This window comes from Halonotius terrestris (assembly GCF_006861665.1).
GTDB lineage: Archaea > Halobacteriota > Halobacteria > Halobacteriales > Haloferacaceae > Halonotius > Halonotius terrestris.
Genome location: NZ_RKLU01000002.1, coordinates 307,844 through 329,926 on the forward strand (window position 1 = coordinate 307,844; position 22,083 = coordinate 329,926).

Here is a 22,083-nt window from a genome sequence, read left to right on the forward strand (position 1 = left end):
CGCNGCCGGNNTCGANGGCCGNAANCAGCTCGCTATCGAGGCCTTCGCTACCGCAGTCGACGCCCTGCCACGGACGCTGGCTGAAAACACGGGTAAGGACCCGATCGACGCACTCGTTGACCTCCGCGCCCGCCACGACGCGCAGGGCCGCGCCGGTCTCGTGACGACCGAGCGATCCGGCACCGTCGGCGACCCTGTCGAAGAGGGCATCCTCGATCCCGCAGCGGTCAAACGTGAGGCCGTTGATTCAGCGACCGAGGCCGCGACGATGATCCTCCGCATCGACGACGTGATCAGCTCCGAATAGACTTCCCACTCGTATCGCGTCGTTGAGCACCGTTTTGCTGCCGTTTTTCGAACGCTACTGATCGCCCATCGCCTCGCTGGCGATGTTGCGACCGCGGGCGTTGAGCGTGACCTCTCGGCGTTCCCGCACCTTGTCGACGATATCGAGTTCGATGAGTTTCTCGAAGGTCTCCTCGACGTCGTCGACGTCTTGGCCGATGAACTCGGGAATGCTGAACGGCGAGATCCCCGAGTGAAGTGCCATGAGGACTTCTTTTTCGGAGGGCTCGAGATCGACGTTGGTCTCGCTTTCGCGTTCGCCCTGTTGGAGGAAGGCGTAGGCGAAAATCGAGACCTGTCGCGGCCCCATGAGATGCGTTTCGAGGCTGGTCGAATCCACGGCGTGGGAGACCTCGATGATCGGTCGTTTCTGTCCGTCGACGGTCCGTTTCTCTTTGTTGAGCCCGCTGATCTCGCTGAGCTCCATCTCGACGAGCGAGCCGTTTTTCAGGGAGGCCAACAGCGATTCGGATTCGACTGCGAGCCGGGCCTTTTGCCACTCGGTGTCTTGGATCACGCCGCCCTCAACCGCGGGGTGTTTGGCTTTGATGACTGCTTCATCGAGCACGGCCTTGTAGAAGGCGAGTTTGAACTCCTCGTGGTTGTTCGCGGAGACGACGAGGACGTCCTCGCCGAGCCGGAGGCTCAGGTAGTTCGACAGCGCGGCGATGGACTGGGTGGAATCCTCACGCCCGGATAGTCCAGTTATGTCCGAGAGTTTGATCGTCCGCTTGCCGTCGCCGCCGACGAGGATGAGCCGCTTGTTCGATAACAGCAGTCGCCCCTCGGACCACGAGATGTCGTTGAGCTTGCGGCCGTTTTTGACCGCCATCGTGAATCGCCCTTTCGTATCGGCGATCTGGTATTCTTCCTCGCCCATGGTGGGTGCCTATCTGCGTTGGTGCGTTGCCCGGCCAGTACGGCTGAGTATACAACCGGGTGCGTCTTATCGGTGTCGCCATCCCACTGCACGGAGACGAGTTGGGTATCTGTCATCGCCGCTGGTATGGACCCGTTTCGGCGTGGGTAACGGTTGTCGCTGCACCGGGCTTTATGTACAGGGGCGAGCCAATATATTGGCAGACACACCCACAGTGTACGGCGGTCGAGAGCGGACTGGGGACCCCTTCCTCGGCACTGTGGGCGACACGCGGGCAGCGAGTACAATGTCAGACGATACACCACATTCCGACGCGACGCGGATCGAAACGATCAGCTCCGGTATCGCCGAACTCGACGAACTGCTCAAGGGTGGCTACGTTCGTGGTCGGACGTATCTCGTCCAAGGCGTCTCGGGGACGGGCAAATCCCTCCTCGGCCAACACTTCCTGCAGGACGGCCTCGAAAACGGGGAGACGGTCGTCTACATTCACGGCGAGGAGTCGCGGGGCGACATCCTCACCAACGCGGGCCAACTATCGGTTGACATCGCCGATGCCGAATTCCTCGATATCGGTCCCGGCACCGACTTCTTCGCCGAGGACATCTCCTACGATCTCGTCGAGACGACTGAGGTCGAATCCGAGCGCTTCACCAAGGACATCAAGGAGATCATCGAGTCGGTCAATCCCGAGCGGGTGTTGATCGATCCGATCACGCAACTCCAGTACGTCGAACGCGACGAGTACCAGTATCGCAAACGGCTCCAGTCGCTGATCCGGTTCCTTCGGGATCGACAGGTGACGACCGTCACAACCAGAACGCTCTCTCAAGGTGCGTCGACGGAGTTCACGTTCGACGACTTCGAATCGCTCAGCGACGGGGTCATCAAGCTCTATCTCGACGACAGCGAACGCCGGATCGCCGTCCCGAAACACCGGGGGCTCGGGCAGATAGATGGGACACATGGGCTGGAGATCCGCGACGATGGGATCGAGATCTACCCGCAGGTCGTGCCGAAACACACCAACCGCACGTTCGATCCCTCGTTGTTGTCGACCGGCGATGACGCCTTCGACGCGCTGTTGGGCGGCGGGATCGAACGGAGCGCGGTTTCGTTCATCAGCGGCCCGACCGGGATCGGAAAATCAACCATCGGCGCGGAGATCCTCACCGGCATCGCCGCTGGGGGTGGGAGCGTCCTCGCGTACCTTTTCGAGGAATCGATTGAGCAGTTCACGTATCGGTGTGAAAACCTCGGCCTGCCGATCACCGAACTCCGCGAGTCGGGGGCACTCCAGCTCACCGAAGTCGAACCGCTGGTACAGTCAGCCGAAGAGTTCGGCCAACACGTGGTCACTGAAGCCGAGAAACACCAACCCGATGTCGTGTTGATCGACGGGCTGGCTGGCTACAAGATCTCGCTGCAGGGCGAGGAACAGCGACTCGTTCGCCGGCTCCACGGGCTGACGCGCGTGTTGAAGAACCGCGGCGTCGCCATCGTGCTCACTGACGAGGCCGATCAGTTGACCGGCGTCCCGACAGCGACGAGTACGAACACCAGTTACATCGCCGATACCATCGTCTACCTGACCTACGTCGAACTCGACGCCGAGTTGAACCGGGCGATCGGCGTCCTGAAAAAGCGACTCGGCGGTTTCGACAACCGGTTCCACCGGTTTACGATCGAGGACGGCGAGGGGTTACGGATCGCGGGCACCTTCGACGGCGTCCACGGCATCATGCGCGGGACACCGGTACAGGGGGAGCACCAGTAACCACGCTTCTCCGGGCTCATGAGTGCCACGCAACCGACCGACGGCGATCGGACGCTGCAACTCATCGTCGCCAGCGACGGTGATCGGGAAGCCCTTCAGACAATACTCAGTGAGCAATACGAGGTTGTTATCGACGACGACCTCCAGCCGGCGGACTGCTATCTCATTGGCGACAACCGCCTCCCGGAATACGAGGACGATCTCCGCGAACTGAAAACCGAGACGTATCCGACCTTTCAACCGGTCCTATTGCTCCAACGCGCTGATAACAACGGCCGAGCGTTCCTACCTACGGAGCCGGGGTCGGAGCCGCCGCTGGTCGATGAAGTCGTCACCGCCCCGATCGACCGGGCGACGCTATACCGCCGCCTCCAGAACCTCTTGATCCGACGCGAACAGTCCGAAGAACTCGCCGCGCGATACGAGAATATCCAACGACAGTTCGAACGGCTCTTCGAGGCGACCAACGACGCGATCCTTGTCATCGATCCCGACTCCGGCACGATCGAGGAGTGTAATCCTGCCGCCGCGGAGTTGACCGGGCGGTCGCGGTCCGCGCTGGTCGGGATCGCCCCGGATGAAATACTCGCTGGAGAGGGAACCCGCAGCCTCGCGGAGTTCGTCGCCTCCGTCGTCGCCAACGGCCAGGGCTGGACCGACGAGTTCACCTGTCAGGCGGACGCGGACGATCAGCGACAGGTCGAGATTTCGGCGGCGACGTTCGAGGCCGAAGCCGGGCCCTCAGTGCTGTTTTCCATCCGCGATGTGACCGAACGGAAAGCCTACGAGCGAGAACTGGAGCTCAAAACAGAGGCGATCGACGGCGCGCCAACCGGGATCACGATCAGCGACCCGAATCAGGAGGACAATCCGCTGGTTTACACCAACGACGGCTTCACGGCGATCACCGGCTACGACGAGTCGACGATTATCGGGCAAAACTGTCGCTTCCTGCAGGGACCGAAAACCCGCGAGGAGCCGGTGGCGGAGATGCGGGAGGCGATCGCTAACGAGGAACAAGTCACCGTCGAACTCAAGAACTACCGCCAGGACGGCTCCGAGTTCTGGAACCGCGTCACCATCGCTCCCGTGTGGAACGACGACGGCGAGCTGCAGAACTTCATTGGGTTTCAGGAGGACGTCACGGATCGAAAGGAGCGGGAACGCGATCTCCAACTGTTTCGGAAAGCCGTCGAGAACTCCGGCAACTCCGTCATCATCACCGACCGGAACGGCAACGTCGAGTATGTCAATGCCGCATTCGAGGCACAGACCGGCTACACACGCGAGGAAATCCTCGACAACAACCCGAATCTCCTCAGCTCGGGCAAACAGTCGGACGCGTTCTACGACGACCTCTGGGAGACGATCCTCGCCGGCGAGACGTGGGAGGCCGAACTCGTCAATCAGCGGAAATCCGGCGGGCTCTACCGGGTCGAACAGGAGATCTCGCCGATCACGAACAGCGTCGGCGAGATCACACATTTCGTCGCCATCGAACGTGATGTGACCAACCGCCGTCTCCGCGAGCAACAGCTCGATGTCCTCAATCGTATCCTTCGGCACAACCTCCGCAACGGGATGAACGTCATCGAGGGCAACGTCTCGCTGCTCGAAGAGAGGGTCGATGACGAGGCAGCCGACCAGTTCTTCGATGCGATCAACACCCGGATCAATGACCTCGACCGGTTGAGTGCGCGCGCCGCGACCGTGCGGTCGCTGTTCGCCAACACGGACAGCGAGGAAGTCGTCAGCGACATCCCGCTGCTGTTCACCGGCCTCGAAGAGAAGTTCGCGTCCCGGTATCCGTCGGCGTCGCTGACAACTGAGTCGGCGTCACTGGCGGTTAAGGCCGACAACCGGCTTGAGCTGGGGCTATTGGAACTCATCGATAATTTCATTCAACACAACGATCAGCCGACGCCGACGGTGACGGTTACCGCGACACCACACACCGAAATGGGTGCCGCCGAGTGGGTCGAGATCGTCGTCACCGACAACGGGCCCGGGATTCCGATGTACGAATGGCAGGCGATTCAGGCCGGCGAGGAGACGCCGCTGGAACACGGCACCGGGCTGGGCCTGTGGCTCGTCCACTGGACGGTCTCGCTGCTCGGCGGCGAGGTCCGAATCGAGGAAGACGACACCGGCACGAAGGCCGTGTTGACGCTGCCGCGGGCCGACGGAAACGGCAAGTCCACTGACAACGCGGCAGATACGGAGCCGTCGGCTGACTCACCTGACTGAGTGTGCTACTCCGCGGGCACGACCGTCACCGTGTCGCCGGCGACGAGTCCGAAGGCGTCATCGCCGCGGCCCTGATTCACGTCGCACTCGACGTAGCCGTGGCTTCCGACAGTCAGTAATCGCTCGCCCGGTTCGACCGCCGCGAACGTTTCGACGACCGGCGCGGGCACGTCGTTGACGGCGACCCGCTCGCTGTCCGCGAGCCACTCGCCGGGAACGTTCGTGATCGCATTGCCGAAGTCGTCGACGACGAGGACTTCGCCGTGGATCGCGCCGTCATCGCGTGTCGGCGTCGGGAACTCCAGATCGACGCAGTCCGACAGATCAAGCGACGCGAGCATCTCGACGGCCTCGATCCGGTCGACGCCCGCGTCGTGGATCTCAGCGGCTGCGGGCGCGAACACGTCCCGGCCGTGGAACGTCGTCGATGCGGGGTCGTCGACGACGATTTCGTAGGCCGACACCATTGGCTCGTCGGCCGGCAGCGACTCGCGAAGCCGTCGGACGACTGGACGGAGCAGGCCGTTATCGGGGCCGACGAGCGCGTGGTCGCCGACTCGGATCGCCAACGCCGCCCGGTCGGTGCCGACGCCGGGATCGACGACCGCGAGGTGGACGGCCGGCGGAAAATAGGGAACCGTCTCACGCAGCCAGAATGCGGCCGCTCTGGGGTCCTGTCGCGGGAGGTCGTGGGCGATGTCGACGAGCTGGGCGTCGGTTCGGGAGAGAATCACGCCCTTCATTGCCGCCGGGTAGGGCGTGCCGAAATCGGAGGTGAGCGTGAGCATCGGTTTGCGTCGCCTTAGGCGGTGTCGCTGGCGTCGGTCTCGTCGCTGGCGTCGTCGATGCCCTCTGCACCGTCGCTGTCGCTGACCTGCTGGATGCGTTCGACGCCGTTGCACTCCTCGATGACGGTGGCGGCCGGCTCGGGGACCAGCGATCGCCACTCCTCGCCGTCGATCATCCGCTGGCGGAGTTCCGACCCCTCCAGCACNTCNCGNNGGAACATCGGCGACTGNCGCACCTCGACGCCGGCCTCCNNGAACAGCNGGANGACGAGCGGGTTGTTCGAGNANGCCACGTCGAANNNNGGNGACATNNNCTGGACGTGGCTNACCCACACCGNGTTNCGNTNGAGGTCTTCGATGGGGACGACGTAGGTCGGCAGGTCGAACTCGGCGACGGATTTGGTGACCATCATCACGCGTTCGCCGGCCGTGAAGGGGTTTCGCTCCGTGTGGGAGTCGCCGGCCGACCCGATGCCCAACACGAGTTCGTCGACCTGTTCGGCGATCTCTTCGACCATGTGGTGGTGGCCGTCGTGATAGGGCTGGAACCGGCCGATGTAGAACCCCCGCATATCTCTTCCTACCACGGCGTCATTTATAAACACGGCGAGTTTTCACTACGATCACAAAGTGTCGATAGAAGCGTTCTCTATGGTGTTTTTCGGATTGTGGTATTGTTCGACAGGGGGAGAAAGTATATCAGTCGCCATAGCCTTGTTTTACTCAGCAAACCCGTTCTATGAGCAACCACACGGACACTGACGACGGCCCCCCAGACGACGGGGAGGATGAGACGGCGTCGGACGCCGGGCACCCGGGTGGCGAACCGGCTGTGACCGACACCGAGGCATCCCGAGAGGGGACCGACGAAACGCCCGACAATGACCCGACTGGCGAGACGACAGACGACGAGCCAGCGGCCCCAGACGACGCGACTAACGGCGAGGACGAGGAGCCGTTCCAACGCGAGTCGCCGGGCGTCGCCGACGAAGAGGCCTTCGAGCGCGTCGACACGCCGGGCGACCGCACCCGCGGCAACCAACCCGCCGAAACGGGCGACGAGGAAGTCACGATCGACGAACTCGGTAGCGACGTTGATGTCGACGCCCCGATCGCCGACGACCCGGATGAGGACGATCCACTCGGCGGGCTGTTGATCGACAGCACCGAGGACNTNNNGNTNCCCGACCGNCTCGTCGATCAGGTCATCGGNCAGGANNACGCCCGCGACNTNATCNTNAAGGCNGCNAAACAGCGNCGNCACGTNATGATGATCGGCTCNCCGGGGACNGGGAANTCGATGCTNGCGAAGGCGATGANNNAACTNCTCCCNNNNGAGGAGCTNCANGACATCCTCGTCTACCACAACCCCGACGACGGCAACGAGCCGAAGATCCGGACGGTGCCCGCGGGGAAAGGCGAGCAGATCGTCGACGCCCACAAGGAGGAAGCGCGCAAGCGGAACCAGATGCGCTCTTTCCTNATGTGGATCATCATCGCNGTNGTGTTNGGCTACNCGCTNNTCATCGCNGGNCAGNTNCTNCTNGGNATNCTCGCCGCNGGGGTCATCTACCTCGCCTTCCGCTACTCCTCGCGGGGCAGCGACGCGATGATCCCGAACCTGCTGGTGAACAACGCCGACCAGCAGACCGCGCCGTTCGAGGACGCGACCGGCGCCCACGCCGGCGCACTGCTCGGCGACGTGCGCCACGACCCGTTCCAGTCCGGTGGGATGGAGACGCCGAGCCACGACCGCGTCGAGGCCGGGGGCATCCACAAGGCGAACAAGGGCGTGCTGTTCGTCGACGAGATCAACACNCTNGACATCCGNTCCCAGCAGNANCTGATGACGGCGATCCAGGAGGGCGAGTTCTCGATTACGGGCCAGAGCGAACGCTCCTCAGGGGCGATGGTCCANACNGAGCCNGTNCCNNNNGACTTCNTNATGNTNGCNGCNGGNAACCTCGACGCGATGGAGAACATGCACCCNGCGCTGCGCTCGCGNATCAAGGGNTACGGCTACGAGGTNTACATGGANGACACCATCGAGGANACCCNNGAAATGCGCCGGAAATACGTGCGCTTCGTCGCTCAGGAGGTCGCCAACGACGGCCGGCTGCCCGAGTTCGACGCCGACGCCATCGAGGAGGTCATCCTCGAAGCCCGTCGTCGCGCCGGCCGCAAGGGCCAGCTCACGCTGCTGTTCCGCGATCTCGGTGGACTCGTCCGTGTCGCCGGCGACATCGCCCGCGGCGAGGACGCCGAGTACACGACCCGCGAGCACGTCCTCAAAGCCAAGGAGCGATCCCGCTCGATCGAGCAACAGCTCGCCGACGAGTTCATCGAGAAACGGAAGGACTACGAACTGCAGGTCTCGGAGGGCTACCAAGTCGGCCGCGTCAACGGCCTCGCCGTGATGGGCGAAGACTCCGGCATCATGCTGCCCGTGATGGCCGAAATCACACCCACACAAGGCGGCGGCCAAGTGATCGCCACCGGCCAACTCAAGGAGATGGCCGAAGAGTCCGTCCAAAACGTCTCGGCCATTATAAAGAAATTCTCCGATCAGGACCTCGCCGAGAAGGACGTCCACATCCAGTTCGTCCAAGCCGGTCAGGAGGGCGTCGACGGCGACTCGGCGTCGATCACGGTTGCGACGGCCGTCATCTCCGCACTCGAAGACGTCGGCGTCAGCCAGAACCTGGCGATGACCGGCTCGCTGTCNGTCCGCGGCGACGTGCTCCCGGTCGGNGGNGTNACCCACAAGATCGANGCNGCCGCNAAGNCNGGCNNCNANNNGGTNATCATCCCGAAGGCNAACGAGCAGGACGTNATGATCGAAGACGAGTACCGCGAGATGATCGAGATCATCCCGGTCAGCCACATCAGCGAAGTCCTCGATATCGCCCTCGAAGGCGAAGCCGACAAGGACTCGCTGGTCTCCCGACTCAAGAGCATCACCGGCTCGGCACTGCAGGACGGCAGCGTCGCGGGGCCGTCGAACCCGAGCCCGCAGTAACGCCGCCGGGAGTTTCAAGAGGCTGTTTTTCCTCGTTCGGGTATGGACGATGAGTCGCTGGTTGCCGTCGATAGCGACGATCTGCCGTTGCTGGCGGCGACCGCCGCGATTGCGATCGGGAGCCTCGCCGTGATTCTCTTCGACGCCGAGGGGAACCTTCTCGTCATTCCGCTGTTGGTCGGCGGTACCCTCGCCTTCGTCTGGCTGGCACTCAAACGGATCACGAGACTTGACCCGCAGGTAACGATCTCGTCGGCAGCAATGATCCTCGGCAGCATCCTCGTTGCCTTCGATATCGGCGTCTTCTTCGATTTCGACGGCCCGCTGGGTGCGGCCCTGTTCCTGTTCGGCGCGATCGGCCTCCGTCGGTATCTCGACGAGTAGCGGCTACTCCTCAAGTCGGCGGAGCGCGGCGGCAACGTCGGGCGGTGTCGCGCCCTGTGCGTCGTGGACGCGGTGATCTGGAATCACCAGCGGGATCGGGTTCGCCCGCAGTGCGTCTCGAACGGTGGCGTTGTCCTCCTCGCTGTCTTCATCCATGCCCGCGAGTCGCGCCAGCCGCGAGACGCTGACCGTGTTACCCGCGGAGACGTTCTGGAGGGCGTCGAGGACCTGTCGCTGGTCAGTCGGGACGGTCAACGCGATCTCGACATCCGTGAGAGCGAGCCGGTCGCCGTTGAGGTAGTCGGTGATCAGTCCGAAGACCTCGTGGTCGGTTTCGGCGTCCGCTGGGACTTCATCGGGGAACGATACGTCGATCACTTGGCCGCTGGCGACACCGAGTTGGATGACGGTATCGAGTTCGTCGAACCGCTGTGCGTAGATCCCGGGTGTCATTACCCGACACAAACGGCCGACGCCCCTCAACGGTTCCGCCTCACGACGCAAGCCTTATGTACAGATACGTACATCGATGTACATAGATGAACGAATCAACAGGGGAGGTGGCCCCCGAAGTGCAGTCGATCCTCGAGACGGCGGCCGACCGCCCGGGCGGCGACGAGCGCGTGTCGGTCACACCGCGGTCGTTGTCGGCGGCGTTCGCGGCGGCCGAGCGTGACGGCCGTGTCCCGGTGATCGCGGAGGTCAAACCGACGAGTCCGACGACCGACGGCGAGACCGACGCTGATCCCGTCGCGTTGGCGAAATCGATGATCGACGGCGGCGCGGCCGCGCTGTCGGTCCTCACGGAGCCGGAGCATTTCGGCGGCTCGATCGAGAACCTCCAGCGCGTCCGCGAGGCGGTCGATGTGCCGGTCCTGCGGAAGGATTTCGTGCTGCGGGAGGCTCAACTCGACACCGTCGAAAGCGACGTCATCCTGCTAATCGCGCGGTTCCTCGGCGACGACCTCGAACCGATGTTGGAAGCCGCCCGCGACCGCGGCTTTCAGGTCCTCGTCGAGGTACACACCAAGCCGGAACTCGATGCTGCGATCGACGCGGGAGCCGACATCATCGGGATCAACAACCGTGATCTCGCTAAGCTGGCGGTCGATCTTGCGACCGTCGAGCGGCTGGCTCCCAACGTACCTGATGACGTGACGCTGATCGCCGAGAGCGGTGTTTCGACCGTTGACGACGTGCGTCGGATGCGTGAGGCCGGCGCGAACGGCCTCCTGATCGGCAGTGCGATCATGGACGGCGATCCACAGACAAACACCCAGCGGCTCACCGGAGCGGAGTAATCGAATGCGAGACAGCACACTGACGCAGCGAAGCGAGGGTTACATGACCATGCTACACGATAGGAGGATACAATGAGTACAGAGCACGCGACGGACGACGAACCGACGACCGAAGCGGCCGACGGCAAGTTCGGCGACTACGGCGGNCANTACGTNCCNGAGGCGNTGATGCCGGCGATNNAGGANCTGANNGACGCCTACGAGCGGTACGTGCTCCGCAACGAGGACGGCTTCATGGACGAGTTCCGCGAGCGCATCCGCGACTTCGGCGGCCGGCCGACGCCGCTNCAGCGNGCNGACNNNCTCTCCGANCGCTACGNCNNCGANGTNTANNTNAAACGCGAGGANCTGCTNCACGGCGGNGCNCACAAGCTGAANAACGCNCTNGGNCAGGTNCTNCTNGCNAANTACATGGGGAAAGAACGCATCATCGCGGAGACCGGCGCCGGCCAGCACGGCACCGCGACCGCGATGGCCGCCGCGCATCTCGANATGCCCTGNNNGATCTACATGGGNNNNCGCGANATCAACCGCCAGCGNCCCAACGTCTTCCGGATGAAGCTCAATGGCTCGGACGTGAAGCCGGTGACCGCGGGCCGCGGCACGCTGAAAGAAGCTATCTCGGAGACGATGCGGGACTGGGCCGCCAGCGTCGAGACGACCCACTACGTTATCGGCAGCGTCGTCGGCCCCCACCCGTTCCCAGTGATGGTCCGGGACTTCCAAGCCGTGATTTCCGAGGAAGCCCGCGAGCAAACCATCGAAAAGACCGGCGACCTCCCNGANNCNGTNNTCGCCTGCGCCGGCGGCGGCTCGAACACGATGGGCATCTTCGCCGACTTCGTCGACGACGAGGGCGTCGACCTCATCGCCGTNGAGGCNGGCGGNTCNNNNCTCGNNGTCGANGAGGAANNGGGNGTCGCNCCNAACTCCGCGTCGCTGTCGACNGGNNNCGAGGGCGTNCTCCACGGCGCNCGCACGAAACTCCTGCAGGACAGCTTCGGCCAGATCATGGAATCACACTCAATCTCGTCTGGCCTCGATTACGCCGGCGTCGGCCCCGAACTCGCCTACCTCGTCGATGAGGACCGCGTCACGCCGGTCGCGGTCGACGACGACGCAGCTCTCGAAGGCTTCCACCGCCTCTCGCAGACCGAGGGCATCATTCCAGCCCTCGAAACGGCGCACGCCTTCGGCTACCTCGAAGAGAATCACGATGATCTCTCGGGGACCGTTGTCGTCAACGTCTCCGGGCGCGGCGACAAGGACCTCCAGTCGGCCATCGAGGAGACCGACGCCCGCGACGTGCCGAACGCGCCGGATATGTCGATGTTCTCGGGGGGAATCTGAATGGCCGACGGTAGCCAATCCGCGACCCGCCGAAGCGACGGCGCGGCGGCTAACAGCGAGATCGCCGCTGCCTTCGACGACGGGCCAGCGTTCATCCCGTATCTCGCTGTCGGCGATCCGAGCTACGAAGCCTCGAAGGCGTACGTCGAAGCGCTTGCCCGCGGCGGCGCGGACATCATCGAACTCGGCCTGCCGTTTTCCGAGCCGATTGCCGAGGGACCGACGATCCAGGGTGCGATCGTCCGCGCGCTGGAAGGCGGGATGACGCCCGAGTTGTTCTTCGAGTTCGTCGAGGACCTCGCGGTCGACGTGCCGCTGGTCTGTATGACCTACTACAATCTCATCTATCAGTACAGCCCACCAGATAGCAACGAACGAGGCCCCGAGCAGTTCGTCGCTCGCGCGGCCGACGCCGGCATCTCGGGGCTCGTCGTCCCCGACCTCCCGGCCGAGGAAGCCGACCCACTGCGAGCGGCCTGCGACGAGTACGGCCTTGATCTTGTTTTCATCGTCGCGCCGACGACCGAGGGCGAGCGGCTGCAGTCGATGATGCAGCGCGTCTCGGGGTACGTCTACGTGCAAGCCCGACTCGGAACGACCGGCGCGAAAAGCGACGTGTCGGATCAGACCGACCGTAGCCTCCAGCGACTCTCGGAGTGGGACGTGCCGAAAGCTGTCGGCTTCGGCATTTCGTCGGGCGAGCAGGCCGAACGCATCGTCGCCAGCGGCGCGGACGGGATCATCGTCGGCAGCGCGCTGGTAGATATCGTCGCCGACGGCGTCGACAACGAGTGGTCGACCGAGGAAACCGCGGCGAAACTGGAGACGAAAGCCCGCGAGTTGGCCGAGGGTGCGGCCCGCGGCCGGTCGGCCAACGGCCGCGAGTAGGCTCGGAGTCGCAAGCTACATACCCTCCTACTGACAGAGGTTCACACAACAGCTATGTCCGCAGGAATCAACGCGCGTCTCGACCGCATCTCTACAGGAGGCCGGTACCTGATCGTGCCGATGGATCACGGGATCACGATGGGTGCGGTCTCCGGACTCAAGGACCTGGAGGCGACCGTCGACGGCGTCACCCGCGGCGGTGCCGACGCGGTGCTCACCCAGAAGGGCGTCGCCGACCGTGTCCACGGTAACACCAACGGCAGCGGCTACATCGTCCANNTCAACGNCTCGACGACGATCGGCCCNGACGANAACGACAAGCGNNTNANCNGCACCGTCGAGGANGCGNTCCGCGCNGGTGCCGACGCTGTCTCCTTCCATATCAACGTCGGCTCGAACTACGAACCCGAGCAGATCGAAGATCTCGCGGAGTTGACCGGCGAAGCCGAACGCTTCGGCATCCCGGTGTTGGCGATGGCTTACGCCCGCGGCCCCGGCATACAGGGTGACGAACCCGAAGCCCTCGGCCACGCCGTCCGCCTCGCCGAGGAGCTCGGAGCCGACATCGTCAAAACCGGCTACAGCGGCGACGCCGACAGCTTCCAACACGTCTGTGAATCGACCAGCCTGCCGATCGTCATCGCCGGCGGCTCGAAAGGGACCGACGCCGAAACCGTCGAGATGGTTCGCGGCGCGATGGACGCCGGCGCGGCCGGCGTCTCGATGGGTCGATCGATCTTCCAACACGAGGACCCCGAAGCGATCACCCGTGCCGTCGCGGCGGTCGTCCACGACGACCACGACGCCGAGGACGCCCTCAGTGCGGCTGGGCTGACACTCGAAGCCTGACGAAGCCTGCCGACCGTTGCAGTCTCGCAGCTGTCGTATCAACCCGTTCCCGTCGGCTTCTTCCGCCGCGACATGTACACTGGTTATCGTTAATTACTCCCGAAAAGACGCTATTTTAAGCTGATGGTGAATTTTAAGTATTCTACGGTACTTCTTAGCACGTACTGATGGTTTACCGATGGCGTGCGAGGGACACTGACTTCACCGTCTGGTCGGCCAGCCGATCGGAGACGGTCGAGAAGGTGAAATCTCACGTCGCCAAACGCCATCGAAACAACGTCGCCGAAGACGGGGTGCGGCTCAAGTGGTCCTGCCCGTACTGTGATACGGCCAGCCAGAGCCACGACAAATCCAGCGGCGTCGAGGATTTCAAAAGCCACCTGTTCACCCACAAGAAACCGTTGTTGGAGTCCGGCGTCCACGTCGCTGACGACATCAACGGTACCGGTGCGGTCGCCGTCATGGCCAAAGTCGAGAGCAAAGGCGCGGACAACGCTCGCGTCCACTTCCTCGCGCCGGGCGATATCGTCGTCATCGTCACGACCAACCCGGCCGACCGGATTCGACTCCTCCAGGAGAACCTCAACGAGTGGCCCGACTGGACCGTCATTCTGACGACGAAATCCGACCCGCTCAAAGGCCTCAGCGGACTGGAGCTGATGGATGTACCCGTCGAGATCGTCCAACTCGACAAACAGATGGGCCTCGGCAACCTCACCGAGACTATCTCGCGGGTGATTCAGGAACAGGAGCACAAAGGCGGGAAGATCACCTTCGAATTCGACGTGCTAACGGAGTTGATCACGAAAGGCAAACTCCAGCGCATTTTCAAATTCCTCCACCTGCTCAACGGCCGGCTGGAGACGGCGAACGTGCTGTCGCACTACTTTGTCGACCGCGAACGCATGACGTCCAGCATGAACGTCCTCGATCCGGTCTTCGACATGCGGATCAAGGCCACCGGCAAGCTGTTCCTCAAAGAGTAGCGACGCCGACTTCGGCTTCGAACTCGCTTTTAGTCGTGGAACCGATCTCCGTAGCCGATTCCACTGCCGATTTCGTCGTCGCTCTCGTCTTCGGCATCGGTCTCGGTTTCGGATTCTTCTTCGGCATCTGTCTCCATTGCCGGCTCCAATTCTTCGTCTGTCGGTTCTCCTTCGGATTCTGTCTCCTCATCTGATTCGGCTTTTTGTCTGGTGTAATCCTCCGGCTCGGCGACGAAGATGTACTCGACAGTGCGTTTCAGGATCACGTCGGCCTCGCTGTCGGCGATTTGGGATTTGACGAACTCCGCTCGCGTCCGTGCTGGCGACTCCTCCGGTTGGTCGTCGAGATAGGCTTCGATCTGGTCTTCGATATCGCGGTCGCCGAGCAGCGCGAGGCTGGAGCCGGCGATCAGTGCTGTCGCAGTATCATCGTCCGACAGCGCGTCCAACAGGGCGTCGACGACCGAGTCGCGGCTGTCACCGATGCGACCGAGGAGCCATGCGGTGTTGCGCCGGATTGTCGTCCGGTGGCTCTCGGTGAACACCGAAACGAATTCGGGGATGATATCCTCGTCTTCGGCCAGCCGTTCGAGGGAGTCGACCGCGTTCTCCCGGATGACGTGGCTCTCCTCGAATGAGGCCGACGACACCGACTCGACGATCGATGACGCGGCCGCCGCTCGGACCTCAGGATCGTCGTCTTCGAGCCCGTCGATGAGCATGTCGAGTGTCTCCAAGGTGCCGATCGCCCCGAGTTCGTCCATGATGAGTCGGCGGAGCCGCTCGTCGTCGGTTTTGGCGGCTGGTTTGAGTCGGTTGATGGCGTCTTTGGTCCCGATCGCCGCCAACGCGCTGGCCGCTTCCCGGCGGATCGCTCCGATATCGCTGTCGAGGCGGTCGGCGATGGCATCGATAGCCCGGTGGTCGCCGATCCGCCCCAACTCCGCCAGGGCGCGTTCCCGGACGCGTCGGTCCTGATCGGAACAGGCCGCCGTGAGCTTCGGGATCATGTGATCGGAGCCGACATCGCCGAGCCCGGCGACTGCCAGCAGACGAAGCTCCGCGTGTTGGCTGCCCAGCCACTCGACGAGGACGAGCGGGTGCGGTGAGTCCGTCGGCGTCGGCTCGTCGTCGGCGGCGATCCGCGTGACGAGGTTGTCGATGATCGAGTCGTCGAGATAGAGTAGCGTCTCGACAGCCCGTGCCCTCACGGTTTCGTCCGTTTCCTCCAGGACGGCGTTGATCAGTTGGGCTTTGAACTCGTCGGTGGCTCTGTCTTCGAATTCGCCGGCGAACTCGGTGAGGATACCCGCCGCACCGCGCCGCACCGCAACCGGTTCGTTGCTCGCCAGATAGTTGGCGATCCTGGCGAACTGGCCGTTGGTGGCGAGCGTGTAGAGGAAGTCAGTTTGGGAGCCTTGCGGGGTTTCGTCCATTGATAGCGAATCGGAATTGAATCAACAATCGTGACTGATACTAGTATGCTATCTATCCATATCAGGGATAATAAGCCCACCGTCGACCCGAACGGTGGATTTCCGTGTCCCCGTTAATCGTCGTCTTCCGCAGTCGTCTGCTCGACCGCCTTGGCCATCGGCTCGATGATCCTTCCGATGAGCGTGTAGGGGTCAGTCTCCCGCTCGGCGACCGCGGCGGCCAACGCGTCGATCCCGCCGTGGCTGTCGATCAGCCGCTCGCTCAGCGCGCTCAGATCGCGCTGCAACAACCGCTGGAGGGTCGCCGCGGCGCGTCGGCGGGTCCGGGTCTTGCCGTCGCCGGACGCATCGAGATACCGACTGTGATCCTCGATCGCCTCGGTGAACGCCTCGATCCCCTCGCCGGCCGTGGCGATCGTCTCGACGACTGGTGGGGTCCAGCCCTCGTCGCTCTCGTCGGGGCTGATTTCCGCCGTCTCGTCGGCATCGACGCTGGGTGCATGGTGGCCGGCAGCCCCGCCCATCGGCTCGGCGCCGTGAACCATCGCCTCCAGATCGGCGACCGTTTGGGCAGCCTCGTCCATATCGGCCTTGTTGACGACGAAGACGTCGCCGATTTCGAGAATGCCGGCCTTCAGGAGTTGAATGTCGTCGCCGGAGCCGGGCTGGACGACGACCGCGACGGTGTCGGCGGTTTCGACGATGTCGACTTCGTTTTGGCCCGCACCGACGGTTTCGATGATGATCCGATCCATCCCGAAGGCGTCGAGTGCGGTGACAGCGTCAGTTGTCGCCATCGAGAGCCCGCCGAGGCGACCGCGCGCGCTCATCGACCGGATGAACACGCCCATGTCGCCGGCGGTTGAACCCATGCGGATCCGGTCGCCCAGCACCGAGCCGCCAGTGTACGGCGAGGAGGGATCGACCGCCAGCACGCCGACTGTTTCATCGCGCTCGCGGTAGAAGTCGGTGAGTTTGTCGACCAGCGTGGATTTGCCCGCGCCGGGGCTGCCAGTGATCCCGAGGACGGGCGTCGTCCCGGCGTGACCGTGCAGTGCGGCCAGTAGCTCGCGGGAGCCCTCGGTGCGGTTTTCGATCTTCGTGAGCACGCGTGCGAGTGCGCGCTGGTCGCCGTCCAACAGATCGTCGAGTAGGGCGGTATCTTCTGGCGACAGCTGTTCGCGCGGGTTCTCCGGCAGCGTCGATAGCAGATCATCGGGAAGCGACGTCGAGCCATCGGCAGCGTCGTCGCCGGCGGTGTCGTCGCCAGCGGTGGAAGTGGTGTCGTCGCCCATCGTTACTCCGCCCCGGCGTGTTCGCGGACGAACTCGACGGTCTCCGCCATCGGCGTCCCGGGGCCGAAAATCTCGGCGACGCCGAGGTCCTTGAGGTGCGGTTTGTCCTCCTCGGGAATGATCCCACCGACGAGAATGAGGGTATCATCGAGCGCGCCATAGGNCTCNAGCCCNNCGANGATNTTCGGGANNAGCGTGTTGTGNGCNCCCGAGAGGATGGAGATACCGAGCACGTCGACGTCCTCTTGGACGGCGGCCTGCACGATCTCGTCCGGCGNCNNGTGGAGNCCGGAGTAGANNACCTCGAAGCCNGCNTCNCGGAANGCNCGGGCGATGACNTGNGCNCCGCGGTCGTGGCCGTCGAGGCCGACCTTGGCGATCAGACACCGGATCGCCCGCTGGGTCGACGCTTCGCTCATGGCTGAACCTTTGGCCGAGAACGGTTTGATTCTACCGGCCGTGCCACTACTTCGGGTGTCGCGTGCCAGTGTGAGACACGACCGCAGGTGTCGGGCGCGGCTTATTGCCTTCCAGCCACAAGGACGCATGTGACTACGAAAACAGAAGATCGACTCCTCGGACTCGCTGTCGCTGCCCTCTTGACCACCGCGGGCGGTGAGCTGCTCGGCATCTCGCTCCTCGTCGCCGCTGGCGTGACGGGCTTCGCGCTCGCCTTAGCCGGACTGTTCGTCGTGATGCCGCTCTCGCTGCTCGTCGGCCTTAGCCGAATATCTGGCCCGGATATGCGAGACGCAACGGTTACTGAACGGACGCACTGAATCGGCTCGAATCAGTACTGACGAACCGTATTTTCGAATCAGACGTGTTCTTCGAGGAAGTCAACGATTCCCCGATAGGCTTCGATCCGATTTTCCAGCTTGCTGAAGCCGTGACCCTCGTCCTCGAAAATCAGTTTCCGCACTGGCACGCCCTGTTCGCTCGCGGCCTCGACGATCTGTTCGGCTTCCTCAACCGGGACCCGCGGGTCGTTTTCGCCGTGCAGCACGAACAGCGGCGCGTCGATGNCGTCGACGCGGTTGANCGGCGAAATCGACTCCAGTAGCTCCCGATCATTATCCAGCGATCCGTATTCGGCCTCTCTGAGTTCGCGTCGCCACTCGCCCGTGTTTTCGAGGAACGTGACGAAATCCGCGATGCCGACGATATCGATTCCGGCTGCCCACAACTCGGGATACTCCGTCATCGTCGCCAGGACCATGAAGCCGCCGTAAGAGCCGCCCATGGCGACGACGCGGTTGGTATCGACAGCAGGATGATCGGCGAGCCACTCGACGGCAGCCTCGATATCTGCGACTGAATCCATCCGCTTGTCCACGTCGTCGAGGCTGGCGTACTCCTTCCCGTAGCCTGCCGAGCCGCGAACGTTCGGCTCGAAGACGGCGTAGCCGTTGGCCAACAGATACTGTTTCACGCCGCTGAACGATGGTCGCCGCTGGGATTCGGGCCCACCGTGGATGTCGACGATGACCGGCGTCTCGCCGGCTCCGGTGTCGTCGTCGGGCAGCGAGAAGAACGCCGGGATCGACCGGCCGTCGAAGGTGGGATAGGAGACGCGTTCGGGGGCGATGAAGCTATCTCGGGGGATGCCAGCGGTCCCGGCTTCGGTCCATTGCTCGCTGTCGCCGCTCCGTAGGTCGACGACGTGGATGTTCGCGTTCCGCGTGCGGCTGTTGACGGTGACAGCGATCCGGTCGCCATCAGGGCCGAAGCTGATACCGCCAGCGACGCCATCTGGCAGGTCGGGTTCGGGGAACGGGTCGATCCGCTCTACAGCGACGAGTTCGCCTGCCGTCAACTCGGTGTAGCCGCCGACGTTACGGCCGTAGACGAGTCGGCGGCTCTCCTCGTCGATGGCGAATCCGCCAACGTTCCACTCGTCGTCAGCGTGGTGGTCACGGTCCTCGGTTTCGACGACCGAGAATACCTTGCTCTCAATGTTGAGTCGTTCGAGTCGCAGGGTGTCTGTTTCGCGGTCGGTCACGAGATAGATGTTCTCGCCGTCGGGCCCCCAACTCGCGCTGCGGTAGCGCACGTCGCCGTCGTGTGGCGTCAGGTGGGTTCGCTCGCCGGTCTCGATATCGAGGACCGAGAGGTCCTGATCGAAGCCCGAGTACGAACGGACGACGAGCAGCCGGCCGTCGTCGGGGCTCCAGCCGCCGAGGCTGAGCCAGCCGTCGCCTTCGGCAACGAGTTCGGCGTCGTCGCCGACGGCCTCCCGGGACTGCGTGTAGATATCGAAGACGCGCTCATCGCGGCGGTTCGAGGTAAAGGCGAAGCGGTCGCCGTCGTGGCTCCACCCGCCCCAGCGGTGTTTTGCGTCGGGATGTTGAGTGAGGTTGGTGATCGTGCCGTCGGTGAAATCAAGGCGGTGGAGTTGGACGCGTTCGTTGCCGCCGACATCCTTCCCGAAGATCAGTTCGTCGCGCTCGGGCGACATCGTCGCGCTGGTGATCCGCTCGTCGTAGAAGGTGTGCTGGGTTGGCCACGCGCCAGCCTCGGTGAGGCTCCAGCACTGTGGCGTTCCCGTCGCGTTGAACCGAAAACAGAGCCGGTCGCCGTCGGGGCCGAACGTCGCGCCGACGGCGGTGCGGATGTTGAGATACCGGTCGATGTCGTGCATGGGCTGTAGACGCCCGCCGCCGGCAAACCGTTTCGGGTGATTCGGTGAACGGCGTTTCGCGTGGATTTTTATTCGGCGGCAGTCTCGGAGTGGGTATGCGTGTCGCGTTCGTCTCGATGTACACCCACCACACACGCGACACCCCCGCTATCCGTCGCCAACACCGCCTCATCCAACTCCTCACGAACACCGATCACGAGGTCGTTGTGCTGTGCAGTCGCTGGTGGGACGGCGAGCACGCAAAGTTTGAGCAAAACGGGATCGAGTACCGCGCGGTCGACGGCGACTTTTCGACCAAACGCTTTGTGTTTAAACTCCCCTTCGCGCTCCGCAAAGAATCGCCCGACATCGTCCATGTACCGAACAGCCCGGCCCGTCACGCTCGCGCCGTCAAGCCGGCCTGTCGCGTCCTCCGGATTCCGATGGTCGTCGACTGGTGGGCTGAAAGCGACGACGACTCCGCCGGCGACTGCAAAAGCATCGCCAAGAAGGCCGACCGGATCATCGTCCCATCGGAGACCGTCAAAACCACCGTCAGGGAGTACGGCGCGTCTGAAGCGCCGGTGACAGTGATTCCCGACGGCCTCGATTTCTCACTGATCGAATCCGCCCCGGTCGAAGCCGAGTTCGATCTGGTCTACAGCCGCCATCTCGACGAGTACGCCAACGTCGAGACGTTCCTGCTCGCGCTCGCCGAACTCCGCGACCGTGACTGGTCGGCGGCGATCATTGGCAATGGCTCCGCGGCGGCCGACGCCGAGCGTACCGCCCGCGATCTCCGTATTCGGGACCGCGTCTCCTTCCTCGGCGACCTCTCTGACAAACAGCGCGTGGCTGTGCTGAAGGGCGCCCACGTCTTCGCTCAGACCGCCGAGCGCGAGCCGTTTGCGACGAACCTGCTGTGGGGGTTGGCCTGTGGCTGTGTCGGTATCGCCGAGTATCAGGCCGACTCCGCGGCCCACGAACTCGTCGAGGAGAAATCTCGGCTGCCGGGGACACGCGGTACCCTCGTCTCGACGCCCGAAGAACTGGCCGACGAGATCATCGTCGCCGGCGACATGGAGGAACGCACCATCGACGAGGCCTACGAACAGTACGACTACAGCGAAATGCTAGAGCAGTATCTGACCTGCTACCGCGGCGCGATCAGCGACTACGGCCTGTTTTGAGCTCAGCCTGCGTCCTCGTAATCCTCGTAGTCGCCGCCGTACTTCAGGAAGAACAGCGCGAACGCCAGCGTCGACACCATCGCCACGAAGGTGGCCAGCCCGAGCGTTTTCGCCGAATCCGGGATCGCCGGCGGGCCGCCGCTGCCGCCACCGCCGCCGACTTCCTTGGTCGGGACGTCGCCGCCGACGGCGACCGCACCCAACATCCCGAGTGCCGAGTGGGGGCCACACTGGTAGTTGGTGATACCGGCGTGGTCTTCGGTAAACTCGAACTCGTAGGTGAAGCCGCTCTCGCTGACGGTTTCGCTGCCGAGTGAGGCCGGACCATCAACGGTTTCGACGTTGTGGCCACCACCCTCGCCAGTCCACTCCCAGATGACGGTCGTTCCGGGGTCGACCCAGATGCCTGCGGGGCTAAAGGCGAGGCTGCCGCCGTTGCCGCTGGCCCCGACTTGGACGGTCACTTCGCTGTTGCCGCGGAGGTCCTCGGTGCCCCCGTCGACACCGGAAAGGTGGCTGCCGAAATCGGCCATCTCCGATTGGGCGGCGGCGGTGCCTGTCGTTGCCCCAGCGGCTCCCGCCGCGGCACCCGCGCCGGCTGCCGCCCGGAGCAGTCCGCGCCGCGAAACCGCGTCGTTCTCGCTCATGGACGGGGGTTCGTTATCGGCCGTAGTGAATATGTTGGTTCGGAGCCGCGGCGGCGACGCCCGACGGCAACCTTGGCGGCG

Annotated in this window: 21 protein-coding genes (1 of these 21 running past the window's edge); 12 read left to right on the forward strand and 9 right to left on the reverse strand. The window is 63.7% G+C overall.

What is annotated here, in order from left to right:
* Positions 1–307, forward strand: the end of a protein-coding gene (thsA, locus tag EGH24_RS05170; RefSeq protein WP_142979096.1) for a thermosome subunit alpha. 1,256 nt of this gene lie to the left of the window's left edge; 307 of the gene's 1,563 nt are visible here — the last part of the coding sequence; its start codon lies beyond the left edge, outside the window; it ends in the stop codon at positions 305–307.
* Positions 308–361: 54 nt separating this feature from the next.
* On the opposite strand, the gene EGH24_RS05175 is transcribed toward thsA, so the two are convergent.
* Complete coding sequence (locus tag EGH24_RS05175) at positions 362–1,225, reverse strand: CheF family chemotaxis protein (RefSeq protein WP_142979097.1); 864 nt, start codon at positions 1,223–1,225, stop codon at positions 362–364.
* A gap of 286 nt (positions 1,226–1,511) precedes the next feature.
* On the opposite strand from EGH24_RS05175, the gene EGH24_RS05180 reads away from it, so the two are divergent.
* Together EGH24_RS05180 and EGH24_RS05185 are read left to right on the forward strand one after the other, a co-directional pair.
* On the forward strand, positions 1,512–3,002 hold the full coding sequence (locus EGH24_RS05180; protein ID WP_142979098.1) for an ATPase domain-containing protein: 1,491 nt from the start codon (positions 1,512–1,514) through the stop codon (positions 3,000–3,002).
* 18 nt (positions 3,003–3,020) lie between these two features.
* The gene (locus EGH24_RS05185) at positions 3,021–5,249 is read left to right on the forward strand and encodes a PAS domain-containing protein (RefSeq protein WP_142979099.1); all 2,229 of its coding nucleotides are present in this window, start codon (positions 3,021–3,023) and stop codon (positions 5,247–5,249) included.
* A 5-nt stretch (positions 5,250–5,254) separates the two neighbouring features.
* Here EGH24_RS05185 and EGH24_RS05190 read toward each other — a convergent pair whose 3' ends face one another.
* Positions 5,255–6,037, reverse strand: a complete 783-nt coding sequence (locus tag EGH24_RS05190; protein ID WP_142979100.1) for an SAM hydrolase/SAM-dependent halogenase family protein — start codon at positions 6,035–6,037, stop codon at positions 5,255–5,257.
* 14 nt (positions 6,038–6,051) lie between these two features.
* On the reverse strand, positions 6,052–6,609 hold the full coding sequence (locus tag EGH24_RS05195; RefSeq protein WP_142979101.1) for a nicotinamide-nucleotide adenylyltransferase: 558 nt from the start codon (positions 6,607–6,609) through the stop codon (positions 6,052–6,054).
* Positions 6,610–6,776: 167 nt separating this feature from the next.
* Between EGH24_RS05195 and lonB the strand changes: the two genes are divergently transcribed.
* Both lonB and EGH24_RS05205 read left to right on the forward strand, forming a co-directional pair.
* Complete coding sequence (gene lonB / locus EGH24_RS05200) at positions 6,777–9,056, forward strand: ATP-dependent protease LonB (RefSeq protein WP_142979102.1); 2,280 nt, start codon at positions 6,777–6,779, stop codon at positions 9,054–9,056.
* Between the two features lie 42 nt (positions 9,057–9,098).
* The gene (locus tag EGH24_RS05205) at positions 9,099–9,440 is read left to right on the forward strand and encodes a hypothetical protein (RefSeq protein ID WP_142979103.1); all 342 of its coding nucleotides are present in this window, start codon (positions 9,099–9,101) and stop codon (positions 9,438–9,440) included.
* Positions 9,441–9,443: 3 nt separating this feature from the next.
* On the opposite strand, the gene EGH24_RS05210 is transcribed toward EGH24_RS05205, so the two are convergent.
* Positions 9,444–9,893, reverse strand: coding sequence for an MGMT family protein (locus tag EGH24_RS05210; RefSeq protein WP_142979104.1), 450 nt, complete (start codon positions 9,891–9,893; stop codon positions 9,444–9,446).
* A gap of 86 nt (positions 9,894–9,979) precedes the next feature.
* Here EGH24_RS05210 and trpC point away from each other — a divergent pair, with 86 nt between their 5' ends.
* From trpC to EGH24_RS05235, 5 genes are all read left to right on the forward strand, one after another.
* Entirely contained in the window at positions 9,980–10,741 is a 762-nt protein-coding gene (trpC, locus tag EGH24_RS05215) for an indole-3-glycerol phosphate synthase (RefSeq protein ID WP_142979105.1), read from the forward strand.
* 72 nt (positions 10,742–10,813) lie between these two features.
* A complete protein-coding gene (trpB, locus tag EGH24_RS05220) occupies positions 10,814–12,091 on the forward strand; it encodes a tryptophan synthase subunit beta (RefSeq protein WP_142979106.1) in 1,278 nt (425 codons plus the stop codon).
* Entirely contained in the window at positions 12,092–12,979 is an 888-nt protein-coding gene (trpA, locus tag EGH24_RS05225) for a tryptophan synthase subunit alpha (protein WP_142979107.1), read from the forward strand.
* 54 nt (positions 12,980–13,033) lie between these two features.
* A complete protein-coding gene (locus EGH24_RS05230) occupies positions 13,034–13,828 on the forward strand; it encodes a 2-amino-3,7-dideoxy-D-threo-hept-6-ulosonate synthase (protein ID WP_142979108.1) in 795 nt (264 codons plus the stop codon).
* A 167-nt stretch (positions 13,829–13,995) separates the two neighbouring features.
* On the forward strand, positions 13,996–14,814 hold the full coding sequence (locus EGH24_RS05235; RefSeq protein WP_142979109.1) for a DUF7504 family protein: 819 nt from the start codon (positions 13,996–13,998) through the stop codon (positions 14,812–14,814).
* A 29-nt stretch (positions 14,815–14,843) separates the two neighbouring features.
* Here EGH24_RS05235 and EGH24_RS05240 read toward each other — a convergent pair whose 3' ends face one another.
* From EGH24_RS05240 to EGH24_RS05250, 3 genes are all read right to left on the reverse strand, one after another.
* Positions 14,844–16,250, reverse strand: coding sequence for a HEAT repeat domain-containing protein (locus EGH24_RS05240; RefSeq protein ID WP_142979110.1), 1,407 nt, complete (start codon positions 16,248–16,250; stop codon positions 14,844–14,846).
* Positions 16,251–16,363: 113 nt separating this feature from the next.
* Positions 16,364–17,545 carry a methylmalonyl Co-A mutase-associated GTPase MeaB gene (meaB, locus tag EGH24_RS05245; RefSeq protein ID WP_142979111.1) on the reverse strand — a complete coding sequence of 394 codons (1,182 nt, stop codon included), beginning with the start codon at positions 17,543–17,545 and terminating at the stop codon, positions 16,364–16,366.
* Positions 17,546–17,547: 2 nt separating this feature from the next.
* Positions 17,548–17,964: a cobalamin B12-binding domain-containing protein gene (locus tag EGH24_RS05250; protein ID WP_142979112.1), complete on the reverse strand. Its 417-nt coding sequence runs from the start codon at positions 17,962–17,964 to the stop codon at positions 17,548–17,550.
* A 129-nt stretch (positions 17,965–18,093) separates the two neighbouring features.
* Between EGH24_RS05250 and EGH24_RS05255 the strand changes: the two genes are divergently transcribed.
* Positions 18,094–18,324 (forward strand): hypothetical protein, encoded by a 231-nt coding sequence (locus tag EGH24_RS05255; RefSeq protein WP_142979113.1) that lies wholly within the window; start codon positions 18,094–18,096, stop codon positions 18,322–18,324.
* Between the two features lie 38 nt (positions 18,325–18,362).
* On the opposite strand, the gene EGH24_RS05260 is transcribed toward EGH24_RS05255, so the two are convergent.
* Positions 18,363–20,186, reverse strand: a complete 1,824-nt coding sequence (locus tag EGH24_RS05260) for a S9 family peptidase (RefSeq protein ID WP_142979114.1) — start codon at positions 20,184–20,186, stop codon at positions 18,363–18,365.
* Positions 20,187–20,281: 95 nt separating this feature from the next.
* Here EGH24_RS05260 and EGH24_RS05265 point away from each other — a divergent pair, with 95 nt between their 5' ends.
* Positions 20,282–21,355: a glycosyltransferase family 4 protein gene (locus tag EGH24_RS05265; protein ID WP_142979115.1), complete on the forward strand. Its 1,074-nt coding sequence runs from the start codon at positions 20,282–20,284 to the stop codon at positions 21,353–21,355.
* A 2-nt stretch (positions 21,356–21,357) separates the two neighbouring features.
* On the opposite strand, the gene EGH24_RS05270 is transcribed toward EGH24_RS05265, so the two are convergent.
* Positions 21,358–22,002 carry a halocyanin domain-containing protein gene (locus EGH24_RS05270; RefSeq protein ID WP_142979116.1) on the reverse strand — a complete coding sequence of 215 codons (645 nt, stop codon included), beginning with the start codon at positions 22,000–22,002 and terminating at the stop codon, positions 21,358–21,360.
* Between the last annotated feature and the right edge of the window lie 81 nt (positions 22,003–22,083).